The sequence below is a fragment of the Leeia speluncae genome (genome assembly GCF_020564625.1).
GTDB classification, from domain to species: Bacteria; Pseudomonadota; Gammaproteobacteria; order Burkholderiales; family Leeiaceae; genus Leeia; species Leeia speluncae.
Map to the genome: position 1 here is coordinate 1 of NZ_JAJBZT010000013.1, position 17455 is coordinate 17455.

The window sequence follows — 17455 nt, forward strand, 5'->3', positions numbered from 1 at the left end:
AGTTCATCAAAGTAGGAATAGTGGTGCAAATACAATCGGGGAAGCCTGTGTCAGCCAACGATACGCAATTTTTTTTTCAGCGATCTTTAACTGATGCAGATCCCCTGATTGCCTCTCTGTTATCTCAAGAGTCTTCTCGGCAATTAGATCAAATTGGTTTAATTGCATCTGAAAATTTAGTTTCGCAAGCCGTTATAGAGGCTCAATCGTCGATCGTCGCCAATAAGTATGCTGAGGGGTATCCCGGTAAGCGTTATTACGCGGGTTGTCGTTTTGCCGATGAATTAGAAGAAATCGCGATTGCTCGTGCCAATGCATTATTTGGTAGCCAATTTGCGAATGTACAACCTCATTCGGGCGCTCAGGCAAATAGTGCTGTCATGCTCGCCTTGTTGCAGCCGGGTGATACGGTGCTTGGCATGTCGCTTAATGCTGGTGGGCACTTGACCCATGGTGCAAGGGTGACGCTTTCTGGAAAATGGTTTCATGCGGTGCATTACGGTGTACGAACCGATACGTGCGAAATTGATTACGAAGAAGTTGCTAAGCTTGCTTTTGAGCATCGCCCACGGTTAATCATTGCAGGCTCCTCTGCGTACCCTAGAAAAATTGATTGGGCGAAGTTTAGAGAGATTGCCGATGCGGTCGGCGCCTATCTAATGGTCGATATGGCGCATATTGCTGGGTTAGTAGCTGCTGGATTGCACGAAAGCCCGCTGCCTCATGCGCATATTGTCACCTCAGCCTCGCATCAAACCTTGAGAGGGCCAAGGGGCGGCTTTATTCTTTCTAACGAAGAAGAAATTGCGCGTCAAATTAATGCTGCCGTCTTCCCTGGGATTCAAGGCGGGCCGATGATGCATGTGATTGCAGGTAAGGCCGTGGCGTTTGCAGAAGCTGCGACGCCAGCCTTTAAGGCATATGCAGAAGCAGTATTAGAAAATGCACGCGCAATGGGGGAAGTGCTACAAGAGGGTGGAGTCGATTTAGTCACAAAGGGAACAGATAACCACCTGCTACTAGTTGATTTACGACCGAAAGGCTTGTGGGGCAATGAAGCGGAAGTTGCCCTTGAGCGCGTCGGTATTACTTGCAATAAAAATGGTATCCCATTTGATACCGCCCCGCCAAAAATCGCCTCTGGTATCCGTTTAGGCACCCCGATGGGGACTAGCCGTGGATTTGGGGTAAGAGAATTTCAACGTATCGGCGAATTAGTGCTTGCAGTCTTGGCAGGTCTACAAATTGATTCCCGAGGTCACACAGACACGGAAAGACGTGTCCGCGATGAAGTCGCTGCACTTTGTCGTCGTTTTCCAATGTATACGTCGTAATAACTGTTTTTCATGTCGTTAGAACGATGGTAGCTAAGTGCGTTTTCCCTGACATTAACGTCAACGTTTTCACGAAATACAGCCGTCACAAAAGCTAGGCAGAGACGGTACTGTTCAGGAGATAAATGCATGTCTAACGTGTTTGAAAGCAGTATTGTTATTGATGGTCTAATCATTGCTAAATGGGGCCGTGATGTCTTTGAAGACATGCGTAAAGGTGGCCTGACCGCTGCAAACTGTACTGTATCTGTTTGGGAAGGTTTTCAAGGCACTGTCGATAATATCGCTAAGATGAAAAAAATGGTCGCTGAAAATGCTGACCTATTAACCTTGGTACGTAGCACTGATGACATCTTAGAATCTAAAGCCAACAACAAAACTGGCGTGATTCTAGGCTTCCAAAATGCACATGCCTTCGAAGATAACATTGGTTATATCGAAGCATTCTGGGATATGGGTGTACGTGTTGTTCAGCTTTGCTACAACACACAGAACTTAGTTGGTACAGGCTGTTACGAGCGTGACGGTGGTCTATCTGGTTTTGGCCGCGAAGTGATCGCTGAAATGAACCGCTTAGGCATGATGGTTGACCTATCTCACGTTGGAAGCAAAACGTCTGAAGAAGCGATTCTAGAATCTAAAAAGCCAGTGTGTTATTCACACTGTGCACCTCTCGGTTTGAAAGAGCACCCACGCAATAAGAGCGATGAAGAACTGAAATTCATTGCTGATCATGGTGGTTTTATTGGTGTCACCATGTTCCCTCCTTTCTTAAAACGCGGCATTGAAGCAACCGTTGATGATTATGTAGAGGCAATGGACTACATCATCAATATTGTTGGTGAAGACTGTGTTGGCTTTGGTACTGACTTTACACAAGGCTACGACAAAGGCTTCTTTGACTGGTTGACTCACGATAAAGGCCGCTACCGTCGTTTGACTAGTTTTGGTCGCATCAAAAACCCAGAAGGGATTGAGACTATTGGTGAAACGCCTAACCTAGCGGAAGCGATGAAACGCGCTGGCTGGAACGAACGCAAAATTCAGAAGGTACTTGGCGAAAACTGGCTTCGTACTTTCAAGGATGTCTGGGGAAGTTAATTCATCCCTTGCTTTTCGCCCCCTCCCTGGGGGCGATTTTTTTGCACGTTCGGTTCAATTGATGAATAAGAACTGAATATGTAATAAAAAGTGGTCAATACGCTTGTAATTTCTGCAAATTGTCACTAAATTGTTGTTAAGGGTTGTTTTGATTTAATTGCTGTCCCCAGACTAAAAAGGCGCGTAGACGCTATCTTTTAATTAGTTGTAACCAAGCTTTGTAATCTTTAATCAGGAGTGAGTCAGGATGAACAAAATGCGTAGGTTGTTGGGTTTGACTACAGTTGCGTTGGCTGTTTTAGGTGCTAACGCTGCTTTCGCAGCAGACAAACCAGAAATCAAAATCGGTTATGTTGAAGGTTGGGCAGATAGTGTTGCAACCACTAACGTAGCTGCAAACATCATTCAAACCAAACTAGGTTACCCAGTGAAACTAGTACCAGTTGCTGCTGGTATTATGTGGGGTGGTGTAGCTAAAGGTGATTTAGATGCTACCTTGTCTGCATGGTTGCCAGTTACCCACGAAGCTTACTACAAACAGTACAAAGACAAAGTGACTGTTGTTGGTACAAACTACGATGGCGCAAAAATTGGTTTGATCGTACCTGCTTACGTTACAGCAAAAACGATCGCTGATCTAGAAACACAAAAAGATGCATTCGGTAACCGTATTGTTGGTATTGATGCCGGTGCTGGTGTGATGAAAACTACCGAGCAAGCAATCAAATCATACAACTTAAGCCTAAAACTAATGCCTAGTTCTGGCCCAGGTATGATGGCTGAATTGAGCCGTTCTGTAGCTGCTCAAAAAGCTGTTGCGGTGACGGGGTGGATTCCTCACTACATGTTTGCTAAGTTCAAGCTAAAATTCTTGGAAGATCCGAAAAAAGTATATGGTGATGATGAACACGTTGATAGCGTGATCAACCCATCACTAGAAAAGAAAGCACCTGATGTGGTTGCATTCTTGAAGAAATTCCAGTGGAAAGGCCCAGAAATTGGTGGTGTGATGTTGGCTGTTGAGAACGGTGAAAAGCCAGCACCTGCTGCTGAAAAATGGGTGAAAGATCACCAAGCACGTGTTGGTGAGTGGTTGAAATAATTGAATCTGTGCTAGTGATTTAATGGCTAGCCAAATTCATGAAAAAACCGCTAGTGAAAACTAGCGGTTTTTTTATTGGTAATTGATATTGTTTGTATTGCACCTAATTATAATGAGCCTGTTTACCCATTTATTGAGTGCATTTTTATTTAATGCATAGCAGTATCTATGTCCGCATCTTGTTGTTGTTTGGCAATCAACTCTGTGAATTGATCTGCAGGCATTGGCGCATAAAATAAGTAGCCTTGACCTAATTTACAGCCCATATTGATTAACTCTTGTCGTTGGGGTTCAGTTTCAATGCCTTCCGCTACTACTTCCATGTCTAGCGTATGCGCCAAAGAAATAATGGCGGCAATGATCTTCTTCGCATTGGCATCCTTCAGCATATTGCTAACAAAAGCACGATCAATTTTTAGTCGGTTGACTGGAAAAGTCTGTAAGTGCGCGAGGCAAGAGTAGCCGGTGCCAAAATCATCAATCGCCACTTTGATGCCACTATTTCTAAGCAGTTGTAACGCGTCTGATGCATGCTCGGGGTCTTTCATTAGCATGCTCTCTGTAATTTCAAGCGAGACCATGGATGGGTCTAATTCACTATTTTTAATGATCTGAATGATATCGTGTGCTAAAGACGTTTGTTCAAAGTCAACCGCTGATACGTTCACAGAAACAGCTATTGCCTTACCATCTTGTGCCCAGAATTGCGCATGACTAAATGCCATGCGCCGTGTCCACTGGTCTAAATCTCGGATAAGACCATTATTTTCAGCAACAGGAATAAAGCGATCGGGAGGGACTTGGCCAAGTTTACTGTTGTTCCAACGGAGCAATGCTTCAGCGGCAACAATTTTTTGAGATTCCAATTCAACAATAGGTTGATAGTGTACTTTGCATTCGGACTTGGCTAATGCGTGTCTAAGTTGATTATCAATTTCTAATTTGTCTTTTATTTCAGGGCTAATTTCTGAGTTGTAAAAGTTGAATTTTCCACGTCCTGCTTGCTTAGCCTGCATTAGTGCAATGTCTGCATTTTTTAGTAGATCTCTACCATTGTCTGCATCGATAGGGTAAGTGGCAATACCTAGTGAAGCAGTCAACTTGAGGGTTTGTCCTGCTTCACGGATCGGTTTTACAACGGCGGCAGTAATACGTTCTAGTAGCACTGGCATCACATGAGGCGAGTTAGGGTCTTCAGATACAATGGCAAATTCGTCGCCACCAATTCTAGCAACAGTGCGATGTGATTCAAGATGGTCGGTTAAACGAGCGGCAATAGTAGATAGTACTTGATCGCCGACTTCATGGCCAAGTACATCGTTGATGGTTTTGAAACCATCCAACCCTATAATCACTAAGTTGACTTGTTGCTGATGCTTGTCTGCTCTGGAAATGGCTTGGTTAAGCCGATCTTCAAAAAGTCGCCGATTTGGGAGTTCAGTCAATGTGTCGTAATGCAATAAGTGTTGAATACGGTTTTGATATTCAGAACGCTGTCTTGCATCGCGAATCACTACCGCAATTTTGTCATTGTTAGGTGCTGGTAGTGGATTCAGTGAAATTTCAACTGCAACTAAATGACCGTCTTTAGCGATGACTTCCAGGATGGGTCGATGGCCCATTCCTTTGGCGATGGGGTTGTTCATGAATTGCTGCGCTAAGTGGCGATGACTAGCATGCATTTTTTCTGGTAGAAATAAATCAACGGACTGACCTTGTAATTCTTCTGGCTGATAGCCAAGGATATCGGCGGCAGCATCATTGGCTAACACAATTTCTAATGATTTATTGACTAATAAAATGCAATCGGGTGTTGCACCAAATACCAACTGATATTGATTGTTAGATTGTTGTAAACCCAAAATAATCTTATTTAGTTTTTCTAATTCGTCTTGCGCTAATAAGTTAGTTTCTAAAATGGCAGGAGATAGCCTTGGGTGAACGTTCGTAAAGGCATCTATAATAGAGCCAATCGAATCCCGCATTTTTTTATCTAATAAATGGACGCCATAAAAAGATAAAAAGGCACCTAATGCCATTAATGGGATATAAGCGGTAATAGATGTAGAATCAATAATCACCATGGAGATAGCTGCAAATATTGCGGCTAAACCCAGTGTCAGTATTGTGTACGGTACGCATTTGTTCAGGCAATCTCTGAAAGATTTAATTAACAACGCAAAATCTCCATCAATTAAATTGGAGTTGGGGGTAAGTCCCTATTATTACGTTAATGCTTGTTATGAGAAGGGTGGAGGGATGGTTTTTGGTCAAACCCTCGATAAATTTTTCATACTGTATACATTTTTCCCTATTTCTCTTTGCTTCTCCTTGTCGTCAAAAATGAAGAATGGTCGTCAAGCGGCAAAAATCTGTCGCCAAAGCGGTATAGTGACTTCGACTTGTCCGGCAACATGGCACGCATCTAACAAAGTTTCTTTTTGTGATTTGAATTTGTTTGCGACAGCCAGGAGAGCAAGTCATGCAGCCACAATTACCAATTGATGTAGATTCAGAAACAGGCGTTTGGTCCACGAACGGTTTGCCAATGCTCTACGTGCCACGTCACTTTTTCGTCAATAACCATCGCGCAGTAGAAACCGTGATGGGACAAGATGAATACGCACAGATTTTATACGATGCTGGTTATCGCTCTGCTTATTTCTGGTGTGAAAGCGAAGCAAAAACACATGGCCTAGAAGGCATGGCTGTATTTGAGCATTATTTGTTACGTCTATCTCAACGCGGTTGGGGTCTATTCTCTTTTATTAGCGCAAATGCTGAAACTGGCGATGCGCAAATTCGCTTGGACCATTCTGCATTTGTATTAGCGCAAGGCACAGCTGGTATTCCTAAGGTGCCAGAAAAAGCCTGTTATATGTTTGCAGGTTGGTTTGCAGGTGCGATGGACTGGGTGGGTGAGCACACTGGTCAATCTTACAAAACGGTGAGTGCCGAAACCCAATGTGCAGCAGAAGGTTTTGACTACTGCGTATTTACTGTTCAGCCGAAGTAATGAGGTAGGTCATGCGTTATCCAAATCTTTTTGCACCGATCACACTCAATAAATTAACGATTCGTAACCGTGTTGTGAGTACAGCTCACGCCGAAGTATACGCAGAACCAGGTGGCTTACCTGGTGATCGCTATATTCGTTATTACGAAGAAAAAGCGAAAGGTGGTTTGGGTCTAGCCATTTGTGGTGGTTCTAGCCCTGTGTCTATCGATAGCCCGCAGAGCTGGTGGAAGTCTGTGAACTTATCGACAGATAAAATTATTGATCCACTGAATCGTTTGGCGGAAGCAATGCACCGCCACGGCGCAAAGATCATGATTCAGGCAACTCACATGGGCCGCCGCTCTAGCTACTATGGTGAACACTGGCCTCACCTAGTTAGCCCATCTGGCATCCGTGAACCGGTGCACCGCGGTAACGCAAAGACCATTGAAACAGAAGAAATTCATCGCATTATTGCCGATTTTGCACAGGCTGCTCGCCGTGTAAAAGCCGCAGGTATGGATGGTATCGAAGTATCTGCAGCTCACCAGCATTTGATCGATCAATTCTGGAGCCCGCGTACCAACTTCCGTAATGACGAATGGGGTGGTAGCTTAGAAAACCGCATGCGTTTTGGCTTGGAAGTACTGAAAGCGGTACGTGAAGAGGTTGGCGCAGACTTCTGCGTTGGCTTACGTATGTGTGGTGATGAATTCCATGAAGATGGTTTGTCACACGAAATGCTAAAAGAAATCGCACAAGCGATGTCTGAAACCGGCCTGATCGACTATATCTCTGTTGTGGGTTCAGGTGCTGATACGCACAACACCTTAGCTAACTGTATGCCACCAATGGCATTGCCACCAGAGCCATTTGTGCATTTGGCTCACGGCATCAAAACAGTGTCTAAAGTGCCTGTAATGCATGCGCAAAGTATTCGTGACCCTAACCAAGCTGAGCGTATCTTGGCAAATGGTTGGGTGGATATGGTGGGGATGACCCGTGCGCATATTGCGGACCCATACTTGGTCACCAAAATTCGTGATGGCCGTGAAGATCAGATCAAACAGTGTGTGGGTGCAAACTACTGTATTGACCGTCAGTACCATGGTCAAGACGTATTGTGTATTCAAAACGCGGCTACTAGCCGTGAAGCAACCATGCCACATCAGTTTGAAAAAGCACCTCAAAAACGCAAAGTGGTAGTGGTTGGTGCAGGCCCATCTGGCCTTGAGGCTGCTCGTGTTGCACGTGAGCGTGGTCACGATGTGGTGTTGTTCGAGAAAAGCGATCAGGTTGGTGGCCAGATTAATTTGGCAGCTAAAGCACCTCAACGTGAACAGATGGCCGGTATTGTTCGCTGGTTCGATCTAGAAACGAAGCGCTTAGGTGTGGATCGTCGTTTCGGCGTGGCTGCGACTAAAGAAATGATTATGGCTGAACAGCCAGATATCGTTGTGCTAGCTACTGGTGGACGTCCATTCTCTGAGCAAGTGCCAGGCTGGGGTGTTGCTGAAGGTTTGGCTGTGACTAGCTGGGATATTCTGTCAGGCAAAGTGGCGCCTGCAGAAAACGTTCTTGTGTATGACTCAATGAGTACACACGCTGGTTTCGGTACGGCAGACTTTATTGCTAACCGCGGTAGCAAGGTTGAAATCGTTACACCTGACGTCAAAGTGGGTGATGACACCGGTGGTACCACCTTCCCAATCTTCTATCGCCGTATGTACGCAAACGGCATCATTCCTACACCTAACTACTGGTTAGACAAAGTGTATGAAGAAGACGGTAAGAAAATTGCTGTGCTTCGTAATGAGTATACAGAGGCATTAGAAGAGCGCGCAGTGGATCAGGTCATCATTGAAAACGGTATTACACCGAATGATGAACTGTACTGGGAAATGAAAGATTCGTCTGTCAATAAAGGTCAGACGGATGTTCATGCCTTGTTCGCTTCTAAGCCACAGCCATCTCTGCAAGAGCAGTTAGGTAACGGTAAGTTCCTATTGTTCCGTGTGGGTGATTGTATCTCTATGCACAATGTCCACGGTGCGATCTACGACGCGCTGAGGCTAGTGAAGGACTTCTAATATGGTCTCTTTTGCTCATATTTTGACAGGGCTGTTCTGGCTGACCATGGTAGTGCTGGCGCTTGGCTTGGCTAAGCGTTCGGCCTACTGGCGCCAAGGGCAAGAAGCGGCATTCTCTTGGGTGTCGCTACTAACCGTGCCAAAAAGATATTTTGTCGATTTACATCACGTGGTGGCTCGCGAGCCATATATTGCTAGAGTCCACGTAGCGACTGCCGGGGGGGCGGTTGCTGTGTTGGGTCTAGTTGCGTTGAATTACGGTTTGATGCTGTATCAAACCTGGCTCGACTACGTGATTCTTTTCTTTGCACTAGTCATGCTTGCTGGTTCGATTGCAGTATGGCAACGTCGCCGCAATGCACCTTCTCGTTTATCGAAAGGGGCATGGAGCCGTCTACCTGTTAGCCTAATTGCTTTTTCATTAGGTACAGCGGTATTGATGATTACGCATGCAACAGCATCTGTATACGTGATTGCTGCGTTGGCGATGGTGGGTGTGTTACTAGGGGCGATTGAGTTTGCGCGTGGTATTGGCGCAGGCGGCCCAATGAAGCACGCCATTGCTGGTTTGTTGCACTTAGCTTTCCACCCTCGCCAAGACCGTTTTGACGGTAAGCGTTCTACTGACTTAAAACCATTGAACCTTGAAAAAGGGGAGTTTGGTGTAGCGAAGCCTTCTGACATTACTTGGAATCGTTTGTTGTCTTTCGATGCGTGTGTGCAATGTGGTAAGTGTGAGGCTAATTGCCCTGCGTTTGCTGCTGGTCAGCCACTGAATCCGAAAAAACTGATTCAAGACATGGTGGTTGGTATGGTGGGTGGCTCAGACGCTTCGTTTGCAGGTAGCCCATATCCAGGTAAGCCAGTCGGTCAACATAGCGGTGCACCTGATCAGCCAATTATTGGCCAATTGGTCGATGCCGATACGATCTGGTCTTGTACGACTTGCCGTGCTTGTGTGCAAGAGTGCCCGATGCTGATTGAGCATGTGGATACCATTGTTAACATTCGTCGCAACATTACGCTAACGACTGGTGATGTGCCAAACAAAGGTGCTGAGGCGCTAGAAAACCTGCGTACGACAGATACCGTTGGTGGTTATCCTGTAGAAGTGCGTTACAACTGGTCAATCGACCTAGATGTGCCAGTGCTACAACCTGGCCAGCAAACCGATTGGTTACTTGTTGCTGGTGAGGGTGCATTTGACATGCGCTACCAACGTGCGCTTCGTGCCTTGGTTAAAGTGTTGAAGCATGCGGGTGTGCAATTCGCTGTATTGGGATCTGCTGAAAAAGATTGTGGCGATTTAGCAAGACGCTTGGGTGATGAAGCTGGTTTCCAACGTTTGGCAAAAGAAAACATTGCCTTACTGAAGAACTTGAAATTCAAACGCATTGTGACGCCAGATCCACACGTATTCCATTGTTTAAAGAATGAATACCCAGCATTTGGTGGTGAGTTTGAAGTGCATCACCACAGCCAAGTGATTCAATCTTTAATGAAGGATGACCGTCTACGTCTGAAGGCATCTGCCACTGCAATGCCAGACTTTACGTACCATGATCCATGTTACTTAGGTCGCTACAACGGCGAAACCGATGCGCCACGTAATGTGTTGAAAGGCATTGGCATCAAAGTAGTGGAAATGGAACGTTCTGGCATGAAGGCGCGTTGCTGCGGATGGGGTGGTGGTTCTGCATTTACCGATATCCCTGGTGAAGCTCGTATCTCTGACATGCGTATGCAAGATGTGAAATCGACTGGCGCAGCAAAAGTAGCCGTTGCATGTCCAAACTGTACAGCCATGCTGGAAGGTGTGGTGGGTGACCGTCCGGACGTGGTCGAGTTGGCAGAACTTGTCGCAGAACGCTTGGCAGATTAAGGGGAGATGATCATGCATGACATGCAAAACATACCGCGCATTGATCCACGCCGTCCTTATGTGATTGGCCCAAGCGGTCTCAAGCGGATCATTCTTGGTGCTGAAACTGGGATGAGAGACCCAATGCAAGTTTCTCATCACGATGAATCACGCGTGGCACTGAGAACAAATAAAGAAACAACAGCGACCGTATTGGTGGTAGTGCATAGCGATCGTGGCGCGTTAGACGAGCATGGCAAACAAGCCATTGCTGCTGCAGCGTTACTGGCGAATGCAGAGACCGCTGTGGTCGTAGCGATTATGGGTACTTGTAATGATGACCTTTCTGTCCTTGGTGCAGACAAGATCATCACTTACCCATCATTAGATGTGACTCGCTACTCACCAGAAACAACGGTAGAAGCATTGCGCCAATTATGGGGCGAGATTCACCCAGTCAGAATGTATTTGCCTGATACCGGTGCTGATGCAGAAATTGGACGTCGCTTTGCTGCGATTCATCGTAAAACCATCGCAACCGATGTGGTTGAAATTAACCAAACAGAAGTGCGTCGTTGGATCCCGGGTAATCGCTTTGCGGTTGCTAAACTGACAGATGTTGTGATGTTAGCGAAGAACGCAGTAGATACCAAATTGCCATGGGTGGGTAAAGGCGAAGTCGTTGAGAGCCCGACTGTCAATAGCGTATCTGAACGTGTTCGTGACTTGGGTATTTCTGCTAGTGCGCCAGAAAATGTTGCGCTAGAAGAAGCTGATGCGATTGTCTCTGGCGGTAACGGCATGAAAGACATGTCTACCTTCAAAGCACTGGCAGATGCTATGGGTGCGGCAACTGGTGCCTCTCGCGTGGCGGTGGATGATGGTCGCTTCCCACGTGCGAAGCAAGTAGGGGCAACCGGTAAAACTGTTCAATCAAGCATGTATATGGCCATTGGTATTTCTGGTGCGGTTCAGCATTTACAAGGTATTAAAGATTGCCGCCATGTAATTGCAGTGAATATCGATGAAAGCGCTCCAATTGTGAAGCGGGCAAGTTTGACCGTGATTGAAGATAGTTCTTCCTTCATGAAAGCCATGCTGGAATTGGTGAACGACGCCAAAAAAGTCGCTGGTAAGGAGTAATTGGCATGTCTAACCACGTAAAAGTTGCTGTATTAGTGACACCTGGTTACCACCCCGTCAGTGGGCGTCCTAGACCGGCTCAGGCCGATGTGGCGGCGCTAGGTGTAGCGCAGACGATTAGCACCTCACTAAAGGTATTAACAGCGGGTGCGCCTAGCGATGCTTCTTTAGATGGGTACTTAGGTTTAGGTGCTAGTGAAATTGAAGTGCTAGGCGATGAAGGTTGCGATATTGTCGATACATTGCAGCCAGCGCTTTCTGGTCAAGAATTGATCTTGCTTGGCGGTAGGGCCGATGGTGGAGAGGCGAGTGGTTTGCTTCCTTATCAGTTATCTGCGCAATTAGGCGTGCCGTTGGTGCCTGATGCGCTAACGGTTAAGTTAGTTGGTCGCTTGGTTCGTGTGACGCAGTTTATGCCGAAAGGCCTTCGCCGTGAGGTAGAGGTTAGCCTGCCAGCTATTATTGCAGTTCACCCACGTGCACCAATTAATGTGCAATATGCGTTTGCGAAAGCAAGACAAGGTCGTCTACTACGTAGCCGTATTGGCAGCACCGGCAAAGTGAGCTCTTATTGGCAATACGAGGCGGCTACACGTCGTCCGCTAATGCTGAAAGCGAAGTTAAAACAGAGCGGCCACGCTCGTATGTTGGGTGCAATCGCTAGTGATGATGGAAAATCTGGCGGACAGGTCGTGAAAACTGGGGATGCTGTCGCAAAAGCGCAAGTTGTCCTCGACTACCTGCGCGAACATCGCCTCATAGATTTTTGATTTGTTGCACCGTTTAGGAGAGAGCATAAATGAGTCAGGCACCTGTTAATATCCGTGAGCTGCTGGATCGCCGCAAGGTTGGTTATAGCCTAGAGGCTCCTTTCTACAACAGCCAGGAAGTGTTTGATGCCGACATGAAACACATTTTCGGCAAACACTGGATGTATGTTGGTGTTGAGCCTGATGTGCCTGAAGCTGGTGACTACATGACTGTACAGATTGGCAATCAGCCAATCTTGATTATTCGTGATGATGACGGCGAAGTGCGTGCATTCCACAACGTTTGTCGTCACCGTGGTTCTCGTGTCTGTACACACGACAAAGGCAGCACCGGTAACTTGGTCTGTCCTTACCACCAGTGGACTTACAACTTAGAAGGTAAGCTACTTTTCGCCGAGCACATGGGTGAAGACTTTGATCCTTCTAAGCATCGTTTGAAGCCAGTTCATTTGAAAAATGTGGCGGGTCTGTTGTTCATCTGCTTAGCAGATAACCCACCAGAAGATTTCCAAGAACTAGTGGATACAATGACCCCGTACATTGCACCACACCAAATCGCTAATACCAAAATTGCTGCTCAAATCGATATTATCGAAGAGGGCAACTGGAAATTAACGATGGAAAACAACCGTGAGTGCTACCACTGTACCGGTAACCATCCAGAATTAACCATTTCGCTATATGCTTACAGCTACGGTTTTGCACCAAGTGCAGAAACCGATGAAGGCATGAAGCAATACGAAGAAATGGTAAAAGAGCGCCATGCAAAATGGGAAGCGTGTGGCTTACCTTCTGCAGAAGTGGATTGCCTAGATACCAAAATCAGTGGTTTCCGTACTATGCGTATGCCACTAGATAAAGAAGGTCAATCACAAACGCTAAGCACTGAATCAGCATGTAAGAAATTGCTCGCTGACTTTGGCGATGCAGCGATTGGTGGCTTGTCTTTCTGGACACAACCAAACAGCTGGCACCACTTCATGGCTGACCACATTGTGACCTTCAGTGTGATTCCGTTGAGCGCGGATAAAACATTGGTTCGCACTAAATGGTTGGTTAACAAAGATGCGGTAGAAGGTGTGGATTACACAGTAGAAAACTTAACGGCTGTGTGGAACGCAACTAACTCACAAGACCGTTTCTTGGTGGAAGAATCACACAAAGGATCGAAAAGCCCAGAGTATCAACCTGGTCCTTACTCTCCTTACACAGAGACACTAGTAGAGAAATTCTCTAACTGGTATATCAATCGTATGAAAACACTGATCGGTGACTAAAAATGACAACTACACTGACTTTGCCTGATTTTAGCCAAGCCGCCCCCAGTGCTTGGCAACCTGGAGTAGACGATACAGTTAAATGTGTCGGCATCCGCCAGGAAACCCATGATGTGAAAACCTTTGTGTTCCGTAGCATCGAGCCAAGGCGTTTCGCGTATCATCCTGGGCAGTTCTTAACGCTGGAACTGAATATTAATGGCGAAACAGTGAACCGTTGTTACACCCTCTCTAGTACGCCAACTCGTCCAGATACCGTTTCGATTACCGTCAAACGTGTGCCTGGCGGGGTGGTGTCCAACTGGTTGCATGACAACCTTAAAGTTGGTGATGACGTGAGTGTACTAGGCCCATCTGGCGAGTTTAGCTCGTTCTCTTTGGCCCCAAATGCACCGAAGTATCTGTATCTATCTGCGGGTAGTGGGGTTACTCCACTAATGTCCATGAGCCGTGCGCATGTTGACATGAGTAGTAACCGTGACATCGTTTTTCTTCATAGCGCAAGATCACCAAGTGACGTGATCTTTGCACGTGAATTACAAGCAATGTCTAGGCATCAGCCAGGCTTTCGCCATGCGGTCATTTGCGAACGCCCTGGTGTAGATGAAGACTATGCAGGTTACTTAGGTTATCTAAGTGCGCCTATGCTAGAACTCATTGCGCCTGATTATAAAGAGCGTGAAGTGTTCTGTTGTGGTCCTGCACCTTATATGACCGCGGTAAAAAATGTATTGCAAAGCCTTGGCTTTGACATGACGCATTATCATGAGGAAAGCTTCTCTTTCGAAACGCTAAATGCGGCTTCAGAAGAGACTGCTGATGTTCCTGCAGGGGATGCGGATAGTTCAAGTGATGGCTTTAAGCTTTCATTTACTAAATCTGATCTAGTGGTTAGTTGCCAACCGCCAAAAACACTATTGGCGGCAGCGAAAGAAGCGGGCATGCGTTTCCCATCTTCTTGCTCACAAGGTCTTTGTGGCACATGTAAGACTAAATTAGTGTCAGGTGAAGTGGATATGAAGCATGGCGGTGGTATTCGCCAGCGTGAAATTGATCAGGGATGGATTCTGCCATGTTGCAGCATCCCAAAAACTGATGTGGTGCTGGATCGCTAACAATCGGCCCATATCGGTGTAAGTACCGTTTTGTTGGGGGGAATGGCAGCTACTGGTGGAAGGGATTCAGTAGCTGCTTTTTTTTGATCTCGATAAATGCTGTATTGCAGCAAGTCAGATCAAGCCAAGCAGATAAAAATGTGCGGCGAGTATTCTGTGCATTATCGTGCATATGAGTATTTATGCGGTTTTCAAGGTGGTTAGAGTCTAAATGACTGGCAGTTGTAAACAAATACCCACAATGTCGCCTTGGTTAAATTTGTTGTCGTTCTGCAGTTGCTTTAAGGGCTCTGACGCTTATATCGTGTCACTTGACGAATATCAAAACAGATCTCCGTCAGTTGTTTGAAGCGCGAGGTTTGTCAAGGGTTTTGGTTTTTTTTCTGTAATTTGTGGTGGGCTCACAGGCAGAGTTTGTCTGGCCGGGTAAATCACCCGGGCTTGTCAGATTCCGAGGAGGGGAGATGCAGCAGAGTAAGATTAGGGTAGAGAATCTCTACAAGGTTTTCGGACCGCAACCAATGGACGCGGTTAACCTGCTTAAGCAAGGTAAACGAAAAGAAGAGATTTTTGAAAAAACAGGCCAAGTCGTAGGCGTCAATAACGTTTCTTTCGACGTGGATGAAGGTGAAATCTTCGTATTGATGGGTTTGTCTGGTTCAGGCAAATCAACATTAATTCGTTTGATTAACCGCTTGGTTGAACCAACAGATGGCAAAATCATCATCGATGGTGAGGATGTTGCTAAGCTGCCCCCACAAAAACTAATCGACTTGCGTCGTAAAGACATGAGTATGGTGTTCCAGAGCTTTGCTTTGATGCCACACCGTACCGTCGTTGCGAATGCTGCGTTTGGTTTAGAAGTCGCTGGTGTGCCTAAAGCACAACGCGAAATGCAAGCCATGACCGTTCTAGAGCAAGTAGGTCTTGCTGCTTTTGCTCAGAAATATCCACACCAATTATCTGGTGGTATGCAGCAGCGTGTGGGCTTAGCTCGTGCGCTAGCGGTAAACCCATCTCTAATGCTGATGGATGAAGCGTTCTCTGCGCTAGATCCGCTAAAACGCTCTGAGATGCAAGATGTTCTGTTGAAATTACAACGCGAACATCGCCGTACTATTTTCTTCGTTTCTCACGATTTGGAAGAAGCGCTAAGAATTGGTACTCGCATTGCCATTATGGAAGGTGGCCGCTTAGTTCAAGTAGGTACACCGCAAGAAATCGTAGAAAATCCGGCTGAAGATTACGTACGTGAATTCTTCAAGAGCGTGGATACGTCTCGTTACTTGATGGCAAAAGACATGCTAGATACGCATGCTATTCCAGTCTTGAAACAAGGCGAAACCATTAGCGAAAACGCACTAAACGATTACGCATGGTGTGTTTGCTTGTCGAAAGACAATCACTTCCTAGGCTTGTTGCCAACAGAACGTGCGAAAGCTTCGGTAGGCCAATCTGTTTCAATTGATAATCTAATTACAGTTGATCCAATCAGCCATCGTTCTGTACTACAAAATGTATTGCCAAGATTACTTGGTCAGCGCACACCGCTGCCAGTAATGGATGATAACGGTCACTACGTCGGCGTATTGTCTTCTTACAGTGTTCTGACCAGAATTTCCCAGCGAGGTCTACATGTCTGATTTTCTACATAATTTCCTGGCAAATCCGCACAGCTATCTACCGCTAGGTGATTGGGTTAACGAGCTTGTTAAGTACTTGCTAGACAATTACTCTGGTGGTTTCGATACCATCGGCAAGATTGTGGATGTATTCGCCGAAGGCGTTGAGCATTTGCTACTATTATTGCCGATGTGGGCAATGACCTTGCTGTTTGTTGGTGTGGGTTTCTGGCGTTTGAGCTGGAAGTTTGCTTTGTTTGTCCTGTTGTCATTCTTGCTAATCTTTACGACTGGCTTCTGGGAACAAACCATCGTAACTCTGGCGTTGACTCTCTCATCTACAGTGATCTCGCTGATGCTCGGTGTTCCTTTGGGCATTTGGTGTGCGAAAAGCAATCGGGTTAACCAAATTGTTCGTCCAATTTTGGACTTCTCGCAAACCATGCCTGCATTCGTGTACTTGATTCCAGCCGCGATGTTCTTTGGTTTGGGGCGCGTACCTGGTATTTTGGCAACTGTCGTATTTGCGATGCCACCTGCAGTTCGTCTAACTAACTTGGGTATTCGCCAAGTGAACAAAGAACTTGTTGAAGCAGGTCACGCTTTCGGCTGTACTGCAAGACAGTTACTCTTCAAAGTGCAATTGCCAACGGCGTTGCCAGCCATTATGACTGGTGTTAACCAGACAATCATGATGGCGTTATCGATGGTGATTATCGCTTCGATGGTGGGGGCTGGTGGTCTAGGTAACGATGTTCTTGCATCAATCCAACGTCTTGACGTGGGTCTAGGTTATGAGAGTGGTCTAGCAGTGGTATTGCTAGCGATCATTCTTGACCGTATTACCGAGAGTTTTGGTACTTCTAAGAGTAGCAAGCAACAGTAATTAAGCTGGTTGCAGCAACCTGCAAAGGCAGGAAATAGACAGTGTGGTTTGTTCTATTTCCTGCCTTTTGTATTTTTAGTATTTAGATCGCCTTCTTTAGGTATTTAAATTATTAAAATTTAATGAATTAGCCAAATTGTACTGGTGTGTATACGT

At 46.1% G+C, this 17455-nt stretch carries 13 protein-coding genes; 12 read left to right on the forward strand and 1 reads right to left on the reverse strand.

What is annotated here, in order from left to right; genetic code table 11:
• The first annotated feature begins 47 nt into the window (after positions 1–47).
• The 3 genes from glyA (at position 48) to LIN78_RS16605 (ending at position 3537) form a co-directional block, all read left to right on the forward strand.
• Positions 48–1334, forward strand: a complete 1287-nt coding sequence (gene glyA, locus LIN78_RS16595; RefSeq protein WP_227182063.1) for a serine hydroxymethyltransferase — start codon at positions 48–50, stop codon at positions 1332–1334.
• 129 nt (positions 1335–1463) lie between these two features.
• The gene (locus LIN78_RS16600) at positions 1464–2435 is read left to right on the forward strand and encodes a dipeptidase (RefSeq protein ID WP_227181998.1); all 972 of its coding nucleotides are present in this window, start codon (positions 1464–1466) and stop codon (positions 2433–2435) included.
• A gap of 256 nt (positions 2436–2691) precedes the next feature.
• On the forward strand, positions 2692–3537 hold the full coding sequence (locus tag LIN78_RS16605) for a glycine betaine ABC transporter substrate-binding protein (protein ID WP_227181999.1): 846 nt from the start codon (positions 2692–2694) through the stop codon (positions 3535–3537).
• A 149-nt stretch (positions 3538–3686) separates the two neighbouring features.
• Here the strand turns inward: LIN78_RS16605 and LIN78_RS16610 are convergent, their stop codons facing one another.
• On the reverse strand, positions 3687–5621 hold the full coding sequence (locus LIN78_RS16610; protein WP_227182000.1) for an EAL domain-containing protein: 1935 nt from the start codon (positions 5619–5621) through the stop codon (positions 3687–3689).
• Positions 5622–6019: 398 nt separating this feature from the next.
• Between LIN78_RS16610 and LIN78_RS16615 the strand changes: the two genes are divergently transcribed.
• The 9 genes from LIN78_RS16615 to LIN78_RS16655 all read left to right on the forward strand — a co-directional run bounded on the left by LIN78_RS16615 (position 6020) and on the right by LIN78_RS16655 (position 17299).
• Positions 6020–6553, forward strand: coding sequence for a DUF5943 domain-containing protein (locus LIN78_RS16615; protein WP_227182001.1), 534 nt, complete (start codon positions 6020–6022; stop codon positions 6551–6553).
• 11 nt (positions 6554–6564) lie between these two features.
• Positions 6565–8625, forward strand: coding sequence for an NADH:flavin oxidoreductase (locus LIN78_RS16620; protein ID WP_227182002.1), 2061 nt, complete (start codon positions 6565–6567; stop codon positions 8623–8625).
• Position 8626: 1 nt separating this feature from the next.
• A complete protein-coding gene (locus LIN78_RS16625) occupies positions 8627–10507 on the forward strand; it encodes a (Fe-S)-binding protein (protein ID WP_227182003.1) in 1881 nt (626 codons plus the stop codon).
• A 12-nt stretch (positions 10508–10519) separates the two neighbouring features.
• Entirely contained in the window at positions 10520–11629 is a 1110-nt protein-coding gene (locus LIN78_RS16630; RefSeq protein WP_227182004.1) for an electron transfer flavoprotein subunit alpha/FixB family protein, read from the forward strand.
• Between the two features lie 5 nt (positions 11630–11634).
• Positions 11635–12399 (forward strand): adenine nucleotide alpha hydrolase family protein, encoded by a 765-nt coding sequence (locus LIN78_RS16635; RefSeq protein ID WP_227182005.1) that lies wholly within the window; start codon positions 11635–11637, stop codon positions 12397–12399.
• 29 nt (positions 12400–12428) lie between these two features.
• Positions 12429–13676 carry an aromatic ring-hydroxylating oxygenase subunit alpha gene (locus tag LIN78_RS16640; protein ID WP_227182006.1) on the forward strand — a complete coding sequence of 416 codons (1248 nt, stop codon included), beginning with the start codon at positions 12429–12431 and terminating at the stop codon, positions 13674–13676.
• A 2-nt stretch (positions 13677–13678) separates the two neighbouring features.
• Entirely contained in the window at positions 13679–14791 is a 1113-nt protein-coding gene (locus LIN78_RS16645) for an FAD-binding oxidoreductase (protein ID WP_227182007.1), read from the forward strand.
• A gap of 464 nt (positions 14792–15255) precedes the next feature.
• A complete protein-coding gene (locus LIN78_RS16650; protein ID WP_227182008.1) occupies positions 15256–16434 on the forward strand; it encodes a quaternary amine ABC transporter ATP-binding protein in 1179 nt (392 codons plus the stop codon).
• Complete coding sequence (locus LIN78_RS16655; protein ID WP_227182009.1) at positions 16427–17299, forward strand: ABC transporter permease; 873 nt, start codon at positions 16427–16429, stop codon at positions 17297–17299. The genes LIN78_RS16650 and LIN78_RS16655 overlap by 8 nt, the downstream gene beginning before the upstream one ends.
• The last annotated feature ends 156 nt before the right edge of the window (positions 17300–17455 follow it).